Consider the following 14,006-nt stretch of genomic DNA (forward strand, 5'->3'; position numbering starts at 1 on the left):
AGCGGCAGCGGTCGTTGCGACTGCGGCCCGTCGTGTGATGACCATGCTGATGTCCCGAGGTGAGCCAGGAGCCGCGCCCGCAGTACTTCGCCGTGGCATCTCTTTACTCCTGACGTTTACATCGTATACCCGGCGCCCGAGGCTGTCGCGCTGCCGACCAGTTGAAGCTAGTGAGCCAGTTTCGAGATGCGTAGTCGCCTCGTGAACGACACCGCGCGGCCGTTCAAGTGGACCAAGACCGTCGACCGGATCATCGACCGGATCTGCCGCTACTGCACACGAATCTCCGAACCAGCTCACTTGCCGTGATTACTCACAGTGAAGAATTGACACGGCTTCTCGCGCCACGAGGTGACGGCCATCGTGCAGGCCGGCCATGCGGGCTGCCCAAGGCGGGTGTGGACGATGGGCAAGGAGCGAGGGTCAAGCTCGCACGAGCGGGCCGGCGGCGGCAACGAACGCGTTGTGCGCGGCCCGGGCGAGGCCTGCGCGCCGGTCGCGGTCGGCCCGGTCGGGGGCCTCGTGCAGGGTGAAGGTGATGTCGACGATCCGGTCGGCGAGCGCCAGGACGCGCGGGTCGGCGTAGTGAACGCCGACGGCAGTATCGCGTCCGGCTCCCTGATCAACGAGATCGTCCGCGAGGGCGCCCGCCGGATGCTGGCCGCTGTGCTGGAGGCGGAAGTCAACCAGTACATAGCCGAGTTGGCTGCCGAGACCGACGTGCGCGGACGGCGCCTGGTCGTACGCAACGGCCACCACCGGCCCCGGACAGTCGTCACCGCGGCCGGGCCGGTCGAGGTCACCGCGCCGCGCGTCAACGACCGCCGCGTCGACGAGGCCACCGGCGAGCGCAAGCGGTTCTCCTCCAAGATCCTTGCGCCGTGGTGCCGCAAGTCACCGAAGATCTCGGAGGTGCTGCCACTGCTCTACCTGCACGGACTGCCGTCCGGAGACTTCGTGCCCGCGCTGGGGCAGTTCCTCGGCGGCACGGCCGGACTGTCGGCCGCGACGGTGACCCGGCTGACGAAGCAGTGGAGCGACGACCACGCCGCCTTCCAGGACCGGGACCTGTCCGACCGCGACTTCGTCTACGTATGGGCCGACGGGGTCCACCCGAAGGTGCGGCTCGGCCAGGCGCACTCGTGCGTGCTGGTCCTCCTCGGCGTCCGCCTGGACGGCACCAAGGAGCTGATCGCGCTGGCCGAGGGACTGCGGGAGTCCACCGAGTCGTGGGCCGACCTGCTGCGCGACTGCCGCCGTCGCGGCATGCGCGACCCCGAACTCGTCATCGGCGACGGTGCGATGGGCCTGTGGAAAGCCCTGATCGATGTGTTCCCGACCGCTCGGCACCAGCGCTGCTGGGTCCATAAAGCAAGTAATGTAACGAACTGTCATCTGAAGTCCGCACAGTCGGGCGCGCGACGAAGCCAATGCAGGAGATCTACAACGCAGAGGACAGGGCCCATGCCGAGAAGGCGATCGAGGCGTTCTCCCGCACTTACGGCACGAAGTGGCCCAAGGCCGTCGCGAAGATCACCGACGACCGGGACGAGCTGCTCGCGTTCTACGACTTCCCGGCCGAGCACTGGGTCCACCTGCGGACCACGAATCCCATCGAGTCGACCTTCTCCACCGTCAAGCTCCGGACCAAGGTCACCCGAGGCGCCGGCAGCCCGGCCGCGGCCCTGGCCATGGTGTTCAAGCTCGTCGAATCCGCCCAGGCCCGCTGGCGGGCGATCACCGGAGCCCACTTGGTCCCACTCGTCCGGGCCGGGGCCCGGTTCGAGAACGGCCTGCTGGTCGAACGCACCGAAAGCCACGCGGCCTGAGGAGAATGCCCAGATGACCGTCTCCGACACCTACGGCACGAACTCCTACACGACCAAGGAGTTGGCCAGCCTGCTCGCCGACCGACTCGACGTGACCTTCACCGAACGCGAGAGCGACTACCTCGGCGTCTACTTCCTGGCCACCCTCGCCGACACGACCCGCCTCCAGATCCAGCCGAACGCCATTCCCGGAGACGACGGGGAAGACGATCTCTACGACGACGAGCACCCCGACGTGTCGGTACTCCTGCTCATCACCTCACCGGCCGCCGCCGAGCCTCTCAACGACAAGCTCTCGACGGTCGGAGGACTCACCAGGCTCCGATCAACTTGAAGCTGAGCAACTGCCGATCCACAAGTCTTGACTATTGCTCGACTCAGCGAGGTGGTCCTCGGCGGCCTCCTTGACCATGTCGAAGGTGAGCGGGCCGGGCGGGGCACCGAGGTGCTCGTGCAGTCGCGCCCAGGAACGGGCCCTGCACGAAACCCTAAGACCCGGCACTGACAGCGCCTGCCGCGCCGATCCCGGCCTCGGCCGCATGTCCCGGTCGGCATGCGGCCGCCACTACGGAGCCGCGTGGGCTTTCTGCTGCCGGGGTACTTGCGCGCTACGGTGCTTACGATGCAGCGCTCTCGCGCACTGCCTGGCGTATGCGCGGATCGGCGGTGCGGTCGTCGGCGACGCTGCTGAAGTGCTGTGCGGATTCCGCATGGTCCCGCAGGACGGAGGCCATGACGGCTGCGGCATCACTCTTCAAGGACACCAGCCACGGCCGGATCCTGTCCTGGGCGTTCCACTGGTCCCAGGCGCCGTCCCAGGTGCACATCGCGTGGGCGGCCTCCTCCAGCAGATCCCAGTCAGGTTGAAGCGTGGCGTAGGCGCAGACGCCGTGGAGCCAGCTCACGACTACTGCGGCCTCGCCGAACTGCACCACATGTGTGTCATCTCCGTCCACGTGCTCGGCCAGGGCGCGCAGGAGGTTCTGCGCCTGCGGCAGATCTCGCCTCAGGGCCGGTCCCGCGTGCTCGGTGGCCAGACGTGTGAGCACGCCGACGTGGAGTTCGTAGTCCTGCGGGTGGTCGCCGGCCAGGGTCAGCAGCGCGGCCGCGGCGGCACGGTCGCCGTTGTTGGCGGATTCGAGCAGCGGGTGGGCGGTCTGGAGGGGGTCTTCGGGGTAGTCCGCGTGCTCGCGGTCGATCAGGGCGAGGAGGTCGCTGACGGTCTGGGGCCGGCGTTGTGGGTCCTGGTGGGTGGCTGCTCGGACGATGCTGCGCCACGGGCCGGGAGGGGGCAGCAGCGGCAGGTTGGTTTTCGGCAGCTCACCGGTGAGGGCCCAGGCGATGACTCTGCCGATGCCGTAGATGTCGCTGGACGCCGTGGCCTCATGGGGTGTCTCGAACAGTTCCGGGGCGGCGAAGCCCTCGGTGCCGATGTAGAGGCCGGTTCGGCCTGCTTTGGTGGTCTGGCCTCGCGGTCGGCGGACGATGCCCCAGTCGGCGAGGGTCCAACAGTCGTCGAGGCAGAGGATGTTCGACGGCTTGATGTCGCGGTGCAGCCAGCCGTGCTCGTGAGCGGTGGCGAGCACCGATGCCAGGGCGTTCACCAGGGCGCGGAGCTGAGCCGGTTGCTGAAGCAGTTCCCGGTGGTCTTCGGCGGTCGCTTGTGCCCATGGCATCACGAACCAGGTGCGGTCGGCGGCGAAGTCCAGGATGGGCATGGCGTGGGGATGACCGCTCAGGAGCTGGCCGATCTCGATCTCCCGCCGCATGCGCGCCACTTGGCGTTCGGGCGGGTACTTCTGGTGCAGTTTCTTCAGGGCGGCGATCGTGCCGGTGGGTTTGTGTCTCGCCTGGAAGACGTCCGCCTGGCCACCGTCCGGGACGGGCTCACGCGGGCAGGCGTAGTCCTTGCGCTCGCCGTGTGCGGTGCGGCGGACCGCGTCGTAGTCACTCTGGCCGGGCTGTGTGGGCGCCTGGGGAGCGGGGTGGGGAGCCAGGATCCGGCGGGCTTCGTACACCGGGTAGCCGCTGACGGTGCGGGCCGGGACGAGCTGGTAGCCGTCGGGGGCCAGCGTGTCGTTGATCAGGGCCAGCAGCCGCTCGATCTCACTGGTGTCCGTCCGCACAGCGGGGTGGATCATCTCTGTCAGGAAGCGGAGCAGGGCCTCGTCGGGGCCGTCGGCGAGGCCGAAGCGGCGGTCGTCGAAGACCCAATCGTCGTCCCAGTCTTCTGAGTTGTTGTAGCGGTGCTGAACGATGTCGCCCTCGGCGGTCGCATACCGCGGGTCGAAGCTTTCCAGGCGGTCCAGGTCGTACAGCCTGCGCAGAAAGGTGACCTCGTCCAGGCTGCCCGACCAGTTCGCCCCGGTGGTGCGGAGCGCGTCGAACAGGTGCCGCCGGGTGACATCGGTGATGGCGCTCGATGCCCCGGCGGGTATGTCGCTTCCCCTGAACCGGCCGATGACGGTGTCGGCGGCGACGGACCGCAGCAGGGAGGTACCCGTCACGCTCTCGGTGCGTGCGCGGGAGAAGAGGTCCAGGTCGAAGGCGACGTCGTTCAGGGCCCGCAGCACGGTGCGCTGCATCTCGGCGCTCAGGTCACGAAGTCTTTCGTAGTAAGCGTCGTTCTGCCCGAGCGAGAAGAAGTTCCCGTCCAGGGTCTCGAAGTCGTCCGGTACAGGCGTCCTGGCCGGCGCTGTCATGCCGAACCGGCCGATCTTGACCGGACCGATGTCCCTGACCTCGCCGCCGGAATCGGCATAGAGCAGCTCGAAGGACGTCTTGAGGTGATAGTCGTCCCAGTTGTCCCGGACCAGGAACGCCTGCCTTGGGAGCGGGGATTCGGGCCATGCCCGCACGGGCAGGACGGTGAACTGCACGGTTCCTCCGGAGGACGCCTCGGCATGCGACCGGGCACGTCAGGACAAGGGACCAACCACCCTCGCAAGCGATGCTGCCGGCGAAGCGGTGCCGGGTCCGCGGGCGTCAGGTGGCGGTGGGCCAGGTCCGCAGCAAAACGGCGATCTTCCCGGCGGTGCAGGCGGGGTCGAGGAGCAGGTCCTTGAGGGCGACGGCGTCCTCGCGGGCGGGCTTGACGGGAATTCCGGCGGCTTCGAGGTACATGACGCCGGACGCGGCGGCGACGGCCATGTTGGAGCGCTCCAACCAGCGGCACCGGCCCAGCGTGTGCACCAGTGCGGCGGCTTTGGCATAGGGGCCGTTGTAAACGGGCTGCTCGAACAGCTCGGCCCGGTGACGGGCGACCGCCGAGACGGGCACGCCGTAGTCGTCAGGGGCCGGATCGCCCGCTCCTGCAGCCTCCGCGACCTGCAGGATCCAGGGAACGTCGATGTGCAGATCCATCAGGCGGCGCGCCCTCCCCCGGGCGTCTGCTGGGCTTGTTCGGCCTCGTCGAAGATGCTCTGGTGTTCGGCCAGGAAGCGGGCGGCCGCGTCCACCGCACGGGCGCGCAGGCCGCTGGTGTCATCCTGTACCAGCCTGCCGAGGTAGTCCCCGATGCTCAGCCCCAGGTCGGCGGCGCGCTTCTTCGCGAGTTGCGCCACGTCCTCATCCACGCGCGCACCCAGCTGTGTCTTCGCCATACCAGCATGGTAACAGCCGTTACCGCGCAGCGGGAGCGGCGGTCTCGTCCGTCCAGCCCGAGTCGAAGATCGCGGTGCGGGCCGCGGCCCGGCTGGGCCAGGAGCTGGTGTCGAGCAGCTCCCTCTTGATGGTGGCGAAGAACGACTCGGCGAGCGCGTTGTCCCAGCACTGACCGGTGCGGCCAACCGACAGACGCACTCCCAACTGGTCTGCGAGCGTGGCGAGTTGGCGACTGGTGTACTGGCATCCGCGGTCCGAGTGAAAGATCACCGGCTGGCTGGGGCGGCGCTTTGAGCAGGCGGCCGTGAGGGCATCGGCGACGAGATCGGTCCGCAGGTGGTCGGCCGTTGCCCAGCCGACGACCCGACGGGAGGCGATGTCGATGACGGTGGCCAGATAGAGCCAGCCCTCGTCCGTGGCGATGTAGGTGATGTCGCCGCACCAGCGGGCATCCAGGCCGGCAGGGTCGGGCTGGAAGTCGCGGAGGACAAGATCGGGCCGCAGGGCAGCTCGTGGATCAGGAATCGTCGTCAGGTGCCGTCGTCTGCGGTGTCGGCCCTGCAGGCCGGCAGCCCGCATCAGCCGCGCGACACGTCGGCGGCCGCATCCCGCGCCTGCCCGCTTCAGCACGGCATGGACGCGCGGGGCGCCGTAGGTTCCCCGCGATCTCGTGTGGACTTCGGCGATCTGTTGCGCCAGCTCGGCGTCACGGACCGCGCGGGGACCTGGCCTGGCAGCGCGGCGGGCATAGAAGGCGGTCCGGGAGACCTTCAGCAGCTCACACGCTCGCTTGACGCTGTGACCTGCACGCTTCTCCGCCTCGATGAACGGGTGCACCGTCACCGGGTCTCCTTCGCGAAGAAAGCCGTCGCACGCTTGAGGACCTCGACGTCCTCACGCAGACGGCGGTTCTCCCGCCGCAGCGCGGCCAGTTCCTCACGTTCACTGCTGGTCAGACCGTCGCGTTCGCCCGCGTCGACCTCGGCCTGGCTGACCCACAGCCGCACCGCGGTCTCGGTCAGGTCGAAGCCCTTGGCGATCTGGCCGACCGAGCGGTCACCGCGTCGGCACAGCTCGACGATCTCCGCCTTGAACTCCGGCGTGAACGAACGGCGAGGCAGGGGCTTCTTCTTCCCCATGGTCTCCATGATGGACATCCTCCCGGGGCAGAACCCCTGATCTCGAATGTCCGTCAAAGCGGATCAAGCCTACGAACAGGGTGTACCGACGTTGCGCGCAGCCCAGATGGTGGCGGACCGGTCCTCAGGCCGGGTTCGACGTACCGGTGACGACATCCACCGCGTGGCGGCGGTGGGCGGCGAAGAGTGGGATGGCCTGAGGGTCGCGGGAGCGCAGAGCGGCGGCCAGCGCCTGATGCTCCTGGGGGATGCAGCCGAGGTAGCCCTCTGTGCTGAGGCCGATGCGGGTCAGCAGGAACAGGTGTACTTGGCAGCGGATGGTCTCCCAGGCCGCGACGAGACGCTGATGGCCGGTGGCGGCGAAGACAACGTCGTGGAAGGCGATGTCCAGGCCGGCCATGGCGTGCGAGTCCGTCGTGCGTTCCATCACGTTGGCCGCCTTCTCGATGGCTGCGAAGTCCTCGTCCGAGGCGTGTGTGATGACCTGCTGAACGGCGAGGTCCTCCAGTGCGCCGCGCAGGCTGTCCAACTCGGCGACATCCTCGCCGGACAGCGTCGTGACAACGGTGCCCCGGTGCCAGGCGCAGTGCACGAGCCCCTCGCGCTCCAGTACGCGTAGAGCCTCTCGCACCGGCCCTCTGCTGACCTGCAGTACGCCGGAGAGTTCGACTTCTCGCAGCGGTGCCCCGGGGGCATATGCACCCCTGAAGATCGCCTCCCGGATCCGGTCGGCGACCTCGTCGGCCAGTCCGCGACGGCGGGCAGGGGCCACCACGCGCTCACCCGTGAGTTGCAATCTCTCCATGTCTCAATGTTAACATTGAGCTCTCGGGTATGTAGACATTGAGACAATGAAGGGGAATCCGGCCATCCGGGCCGGCGTGAGGCGATTTTCATAAAGGTGTTCCAGCCTGTGCCGCTGGCGGTGTCTGCAGACGCCTCTCGGGGCTGCTGTTGGAGCGTTGCGACCAGGTGACGGCATGCACCGCAGCCCGAACCAGGCCGACAACGTCACCGGCCCTGCCGGCCGAAGGCGGCCCGAGAACTGAACGCCATCGCCGGCCGCCCGCAGAGAGTCGCCGACGCCCCTTCTACGCCCTCGACCAGCCCGCCGACGTCACCCGCAAAGACCTGGTCATTTGCCCCAACCGCCAGAACTGTTGGACACCTCGCCGCACGGAAGGAACCCCAGGCCCATGACTTTTCTCGACTCACCCATACCTCGCTTCCACCTCGCCGTACCGGTCGACGACCTGGCCGCCGCCCGCCGCTTCTACGGCGAGACGCTCGGCCTGGACCAGGGCCGTAGTGCCGAGACCTGGGTGGACTGGAACCTGCACGGCCACCAGTTCGTCACCCACCTCGCCACGGCCCGCACCGAACAGATCCACAACCCGGTGGACGGCCACAACGTGCCCGTGCCGCACTTCGGGCTGATTCTGACCGTCGATGCCTTCCACGGGTTGGCCGACCGGCTGCGCGCCGCGGACACCGAATTTGTCATCGAGCCCTACGTGCGCTTCGAGGGCGAGACTGGCGAGCAGTGGACGATGTTCCTGCTCGACCCGGCCGGCAATGCCCTGGAATTCAAGGCGTTCGCCGATGACTCGCAGGTGTTCGCCGCCTGACATCTTCTATAGGCGGTGGAGGGCTTCAGAGAGGCTGCTCGCCTGGCTCGGCGACAGCCCCTGCTTCATAGGGGGCCGATCATGAAACACCACACCGCCCGCTTCCGGCTCGTGGGCCTGGCCCGTGCTCCAGGCCCCACGGCTGCTCGCTCATGCCGATGATGCAGCGGCGGTCGTCGCCCGTCGGCTCGGATTCAGCGGACCCACGAATCTCAGCAAGTTCTTCGCAAGCCGAACAGGTGTCACACCGAGTGACTTCCGCTGCGTCCACCAGTAGCAAACGAGCGCGGCAACCATGTCAGGAGACCCATGCGATGTCCGATGAGTCGGACGGTGGGCCGACGTGTCCCGTGGTCAGCGTCACGGTCAGACGGATTGCGGGGGACTGAGTGAAAAAAGTAGCTTGACCGCCTGAAGCGTGTGAAAGGTGCTCCCGGTGGGACGACGTGAGAAGCCGGTCGATCCCGACGGCGGTCCCGTGCAGCGGCTCGCGCACGAACTGCGGCTTCTCCGTGAGAAGGCCGGGAAGCCGCCGTACCGGGAGTTGGCCGCGCGGGCGCGCTACTCCATCACCGCGATGTCCCAGGCCGCAGCCGGTGATCAGCTGCCGTCCCTGGCGGTAGTGCGGGCGTACACCGAAGCGCTGGGCGCAGACCCGGACGAGTGGGAGCGCCGCTGGCGGGAGGCGGACGCCGAGGTCCGGGCGCCCATGCCGAACGAGAAGCCGCCGTACCGGGGGCTGGCGCGGTTCGAGCCGGACGACAGTGAGCTGTTCTTCGGCCGGGAGACGCTCCTCGCCGAACTGGTGGAGTTGGTGCGCGAGCACCGGTTCGCCGCGGTGTTCGGGCCGTCCGGCAGCGGCAAGTCGTCACTGCTGCGAGCGGGACTGATTCCGGGCCTGCGGCAGGCGGCGGGGACGGAGCGGCCTGCGGTCATTCGCGTGCTCGCCCCGGGGGAACTGCCAGCGCGTACGCACGCGGAGGCACTGGTGCCGCGCGACGGCGACGGGGAGACCTGGGTGATCGTCGACCAGTTCGAGGAACTGTTCACCCTGTGCCACGACCGTGCTGAACGCGACCGGTTCCTCGGCCTGCTGCTCGCGGCCCGGCGGCCGGAGAGCGGACTGCGGGTAGTGGTCGCGGTCCGCGGCGACTTCTACGGCCACTGCGCCGAACACCGTGAACTGGCCACGGCCGTCAGCCGGGCCGGCCTGCTGGTCGGGCCGATGAGCCGGGACGAGCTGCGCGAAGCGATCACCTGCCCGGCTGCCGCCGCCGGACTGAACGTGGAGCGCACCCTCACCGCCCGGATCATCGACGAGGTCGTCGACCGGCCGGGCGCGCTGCCCATGCTCTCTCATGCCTTGCTGGAGACCTGGCACCGTCGGCGTGGCCGCCTGCTGACTCTGGCGGCGTACGAGGAGGCGGGCGGAGTGCGAGGCGCGATCGCCGCCACCGCCGAGGAGGCATACGGCCAGGTGTCGGCGGAACAGAGCCGTATCGCGCGGCGCATCCTGCTGAGGCTGATCGCTCCTGGCGACGGCACAGTCGACACACGTCGTCCTGCGTCGCGCGCCGAGCTCGGCAGCGGTGCGCAGGACGTGCTGGAGCGACTTGTCGCCGCCCGTCTGGTCACCTTGGACGGCGACACGGTGGAGCTGTCGCACGAGGCGCTGATCACCGGCTGGCCGCGTCTGGCCGGTTGGATCGAGGAGAGCCGGGAAAGGCTGCGCGCACAGCGCCGGCTCGGTGAGGCGGCTCGCGGCTGGGAGGAGTTGGCGCGTGATCCCGGAGCTCTGTACAGGGGCACGAGGCTGGCCGGGGCCGCGGAACTGTTCCTCCGTCAGCCGAACGACGACCTCACCCGTCTGGAAAGGGACTTCCTCACAGCCTCCCTCGCCGCTCAGCACGCCGAGCGGGAGGCCGAGACACGAGCTGCACGTCGGACGCGTTCTCTGACCATCGCCCTGTCCGTGTTCCTCGTCTTGGCGCTGACCGCCGGCCTGGTCGCCTGGCAGCGCAATGAGGTGAGCCGCGAGGAATCCGCCAAGGCCACTGCTCGCCGCCTGGCCACCGTGGCCGGCAGTCTGCGCTCCACCGATCCGCGCACCGCCGCCCTGCTCGGGGTGGCGGCATGGAAGATGGCCCCGCTCACCGAGTCCCGCTCGGCGCTCCTGGGGTCCCTGGCACAGCCGGAACGCGACGCTTTCACCGACCCTCTGGCCGGAAGGGACGTCCGGCGCTTCCTTTCCGACGGCGGCCGGACGCTGCTCAGCGTAGAGGGCACCACGGTCACCACCCGGAATGTGACCGACCACAAGGTCACCGCCACCTACCGCCTGCCGAGCGGTACGGAGGTGGGCGATGTCGGGCCCGACTCCCGGTTCCTCGACGTCATCGGGTCGGACGGGGCAGCCAAGCTGTGGAACCTTCCGGAGGGCAGGCCCGAGGCCAAGCTGGGCAATTTGTTGCGGTGGGGCAGCTCGCCAGACGGGAAAACGTACCTCGTCGGTCCGCCGGACGGCCCGGGCACAGCCGCCTTGCACCGGACGGACGACGGCCAGGTCCTGTTCACCACCGACCTCGCGCGCACGCTCTCCTCGGCGGCGGTCGGCCCCGGCGGACGCTTGCTCGCGCTCTGTCCCGCCGATGGGCCACTCCAGCTGTGGGACACCGCCGGCCGCAAGCGGCTGCCGGGAGCCTGGGAGAAGGCGGACAGGACCGTCTGCGGAACTGGTTCCGGTGCGGACGGCGGCTCCCGCCTGCTGCGGTTCAGCGCGGACGACAGGCGGCTCGCCGCCGTCTACGGCACGCGGGCCCTTGTCTGGGACATCCGCAGCGGACGCACGCTTGCCGACTTCACCAGTGCCGGAAGCAGCGGCTTCACGCAGGCAGCGCTCTCCGCCAACGGCGAGTTCCTGGCCACAGCGGACGACCACGAACTCGCCGTCTGGCGGCTGGCCAACGGCGGCACCCAGGTCTTCGACCGGCCGATGTCCAAGGACGAGGCCACCTGGCTGACGTGGGACCCGGGAAAGCCTGACCTCCTGCGCTACCTCGACGGCGCCACGGTTCATACCCTTGACCTGACAGCCCGTCTCACCCCGCGGTGGCACAACACACCGACCGACGCGAGCGTGCTCAGCCCGGACGGCACCACCCTGGCCACCGTCACCCGTTCCGGCGCCGACTACCGCTTCGAGCTGCGCGCCACGCGCACGGGCATGGTCCTCGCGCACGCGAAGCTGGGCCCGCTGCCGAGCACCTCCGACGAGGACGTTCCCCTGTCGGCCTTCAGCCCGGACGGCCGCGCCCTGGCCCTCGCCGACACCGTGTCCTCTCACGGCTCATTGCGGCTGCGCTTCACCGTGTGGGACGTACGGACACATCGGATCCGTACGGTCTTCGACACTTCCGGCGCGGCCGACCGCCCTGCCACGGCCCTCGCCCTGGGACCCGGCGGCCGCACCCTGCTGGCCGTCCGCTCCACCACCGGCACCTCCACGACGGAGGTCTGGAACACCCGCGACCACCGGCGATCGAGGACCGTGCGTGGCTTCTCCGGGACGACAGTGGCCGGGCGACCGGACGGAGGTCTGCTCGTGAGCTCCGACGATCAGTACGTCGGTCCAGGGGCCGGACGGGTCAGTGGACGCGCGCTTGCCGACGGCCGCCAGGTCACCTCGCTCGCTTTCAGCCCCGATGGCACCAAGCTCGCCGTCGGCGATTCCACCGGGCACGTCACCCTTTGGGACGGTGCGATCCGAGACCGCACCGGCGCACTGACCGGCACCTCCGACACGGTCACCTGGGGCGAACCGGAGGCAGTGGGGGCGCTCGCCTTCTCCTCCGACGGCGGCACACTCGCCGTGGGCGGCGCGAACGGGACGCTGAGGCTGTGGGACACCGAGGGACATCAGCTTCTCGGGACGGACCTGCCCACGCCCGGCGACGAGATCCACTCCCTTGCCTTCGCCGAGGACGGCAGCACGGTCTACGCCAGCAGCCCCCACGTGCCGCTCCTGCGTTTTCCTGTCGGCCCGGACCAGGCCGTGCACATCGTCTGCGCGCGCGCCGGTGGCGGACTGACCGCAGCGCAATGGCGGACCTACGTCCCCGACGCGCCGTACGAGAGCGTCTGCGCCACAAGCAGCTGACGCGGCCGGTTACAAGGACCGGATTTTTCAGAGTGGCGTCGAGGGTCGCTGAAAAACGCCTCTGACCTGGACGCTCGTGACCAGAACGACCGCGGCGCCCGCCGACGGCGTCCGCCCTCCCCTTCCCCTGGTTCTGGTCACACATGCGCACTCACACCCTGCTGCCCTCGCTTCTGCTGCTCGGCACACTCTCGATCACAACGGCCTGTTCCCCCGGTTCCTCGGAGCCGGCATCCGCCGGCCCGCCACGAGCCGCTGCCGAATCCCCCTCACCCGTCCGCAGCGTCGACCCGTCGAAGATCAAGGGCCTGCAGATCGTCAGCAACAGCAGCGAGCAGCGCTCATGCCCCTTCGCCACCAGCTACCCGGACGTGCCCGGCGCGGAGACGATGACGGCCGCGATGAAGAAGGACGTGGAGCAGCGCCTGGCCACATTCCGCGAGGGGGCGTGCAGTAACGGCTCACGCGGCGAGCTCAACGTCAGCCACAGGTTCCTGGTGGCTTCCGGCGATGTACTCGGCGTCCGGCTCACCACACAGGACGGCAGTGGCGCCGGGTCCGGGCTGTCGGCCAAGTCGTACTGGTACGACGGCGACGCGGGCGACTACGGCACTGCTCTCGGACTCATCGCCGACGACTCCCGGGACGCCTTCATCTCCACCTTGAAGGACGAGCTCAAGGGACGCGAAGGCTTCGACACGACCACCTTCGACGGCACGCTCTCCGACCCGGCCTCCCGCGCCACCGCTCTGGACAACATGGCCTTCACCGCTGACGGCGGGCTGGAGGTGACCTTCGACAGCGGCGAGGTGGGCGCGCCGCCCGCCGGAACCTTCCTGGTGACCCTCTCCAAGAAGACGGTCACCCCCTGGCTGTCCGCGTTCGGCAAGCGCGCCCAGCGGCAGACCATGTCCCCCAGCCGTTCGCTCGACCTGGGCGCGCCGAACACCCCCGGCCCGGCCGTCCCCACCCACACCGCCTCCGGCGACGACGACACCGACTGCAAGAAGGTCACCTGCATCGCGCTGACCTTCGACGACGGACCTGCGGCTCCCGAGACCGCGACCCTGCTGGACTACCTGGCCCAGTACAAGGCGCGCGCCACCTTCTTCACCGTCGGCCAGAACGTCGCCGCCCACCCCGACCTGGTGCGCGCCGAGGCCCGCGCCGGACACGAAGTCGGCAATCACTCCTGGAACCACCCCGACCTCACCAAGCTCACCCCCGAGCAGATCGCCTCCCAACTCAACCGCACCAGCGCCGCCATCAAGGCCGCCACCGGCAAGGAGCCCACCCTCTTCCGCCCGCCCTACGGCGCCATCAACGCGACAGTCCGGTCGGTCACCAGCCTCTCCCCCGTGCTCTGGGATGTGGACACCGAGGACTGGAAGTATCGCGACGCCGCCAAGGTCGCCCAGAGCGTTATCGACAAGGCGCAGCGCAACGGCGTCGTCCTGATGCATGACATCCACCCCACGTCCGTCGCCGCGGTCCCGCAGATCCTGCGCACCCTCACCGCCCGCGGCTTCCACTTCGTCACGGTCAGCCACCTGCGCGCCAGCCTCTGAGCACCCGCCCTGTTCATCCTCGTACGCCGAAATGCCCGTACACGCGAACGGAACTCCCCTGCCCCAGCACGCCCGCCGACACC

Annotated in this window: 11 protein-coding genes and 2 pseudogenes; 7 read left to right on the forward strand and 6 right to left on the reverse strand. The window is 69.1% G+C overall.

Annotation, left to right across the window (positions count from 1 at the left end; translation table 11 throughout):
• Window positions 1–186: 186 nt before the first annotated feature.
• From ABZS97_RS26140 to ABZS97_RS26150, 3 genes and pseudogenes are all read left to right on the forward strand, one after another.
• Window positions 187–309 carry a hypothetical protein gene (locus tag ABZS97_RS26140; RefSeq protein WP_356141097.1) on the forward strand — a complete coding sequence of 41 codons (123 nt, stop codon included), beginning with the start codon at window positions 187–189 and terminating at the stop codon, window positions 307–309.
• A 276-nt stretch (window positions 310–585) separates the two neighbouring features.
• Window positions 586–1,829, forward strand: a pseudogene (locus ABZS97_RS26145) (IS256 family transposase).
• Between the two features lie 13 nt (window positions 1,830–1,842).
• Window positions 1,843–2,163, forward strand: a complete 321-nt coding sequence (locus ABZS97_RS26150; RefSeq protein WP_356141099.1) for a hypothetical protein — start codon at window positions 1,843–1,845, stop codon at window positions 2,161–2,163.
• Between the two features lie 283 nt (window positions 2,164–2,446).
• Here ABZS97_RS26150 and ABZS97_RS26155 read toward each other — a convergent pair whose 3' ends face one another.
• The 6 genes and pseudogenes from ABZS97_RS26155 to ABZS97_RS26180 all read right to left on the reverse strand — a co-directional run bounded on the left by ABZS97_RS26155 (window position 2,447) and on the right by ABZS97_RS26180 (window position 7,376).
• The gene (locus ABZS97_RS26155; protein WP_356141101.1) at window positions 2,447–4,708 is read right to left on the reverse strand and encodes a protein kinase; all 2,262 of its coding nucleotides are present in this window, start codon (window positions 4,706–4,708) and stop codon (window positions 2,447–2,449) included.
• Between the two features lie 106 nt (window positions 4,709–4,814).
• A complete protein-coding gene (locus ABZS97_RS26160; RefSeq protein ID WP_356141103.1) occupies window positions 4,815–5,192 on the reverse strand; it encodes a fic family toxin-antitoxin system, toxin component in 378 nt (125 codons plus the stop codon).
• On the reverse strand, window positions 5,192–5,431 hold the full coding sequence (locus ABZS97_RS26165) for a hypothetical protein (RefSeq protein ID WP_356141105.1): 240 nt from the start codon (window positions 5,429–5,431) through the stop codon (window positions 5,192–5,194). The genes ABZS97_RS26160 and ABZS97_RS26165 overlap by 1 nt, the downstream gene beginning before the upstream one ends.
• Window positions 5,432–5,450: 19 nt before the next feature.
• Window positions 5,451–6,275, reverse strand: a complete 825-nt coding sequence (locus ABZS97_RS26170; RefSeq protein ID WP_356141107.1) for an IS3 family transposase — start codon at window positions 6,273–6,275, stop codon at window positions 5,451–5,453.
• Between the two features lie 17 nt (window positions 6,276–6,292).
• A pseudogene (locus ABZS97_RS26175) lies at window positions 6,293–6,589 on the reverse strand (transposase); the annotation flags it as partial.
• 106 nt (window positions 6,590–6,695) lie between these two features.
• Window positions 6,696–7,376, reverse strand: a complete 681-nt coding sequence (locus ABZS97_RS26180) for a GntR family transcriptional regulator (RefSeq protein WP_356141109.1) — start codon at window positions 7,374–7,376, stop codon at window positions 6,696–6,698.
• A 391-nt stretch (window positions 7,377–7,767) separates the two neighbouring features.
• Here ABZS97_RS26180 and ABZS97_RS26185 point away from each other — a divergent pair, with 391 nt between their 5' ends.
• From ABZS97_RS26185 to ABZS97_RS26200, 4 genes are all read left to right on the forward strand, one after another.
• Entirely contained in the window at window positions 7,768–8,199 is a 432-nt protein-coding gene (locus tag ABZS97_RS26185; RefSeq protein WP_356141111.1) for a VOC family protein, read from the forward strand.
• 124 nt (window positions 8,200–8,323) lie between these two features.
• On the forward strand, window positions 8,324–8,476 hold the full coding sequence (locus ABZS97_RS26190) for a helix-turn-helix domain-containing protein (protein ID WP_356141113.1): 153 nt from the start codon (window positions 8,324–8,326) through the stop codon (window positions 8,474–8,476).
• Window positions 8,477–8,635: 159 nt separating this feature from the next.
• Window positions 8,636–12,355, forward strand: coding sequence for a hypothetical protein (locus ABZS97_RS26195; RefSeq protein WP_356141115.1), 3,720 nt, complete (start codon window positions 8,636–8,638; stop codon window positions 12,353–12,355).
• Between the two features lie 143 nt (window positions 12,356–12,498).
• Window positions 12,499–13,923 (forward strand): polysaccharide deacetylase family protein, encoded by a 1,425-nt coding sequence (locus ABZS97_RS26200; RefSeq protein WP_356141118.1) that lies wholly within the window; start codon window positions 12,499–12,501, stop codon window positions 13,921–13,923.
• The last annotated feature ends 83 nt before the right edge of the window (window positions 13,924–14,006 follow it).

The sequence above is a fragment of the Streptomyces sp. NPDC005485 genome (assembly GCF_040606085.1).
Taxonomy (GTDB): Bacteria; Actinomycetota; Actinomycetes; order Streptomycetales; family Streptomycetaceae; genus Streptomyces.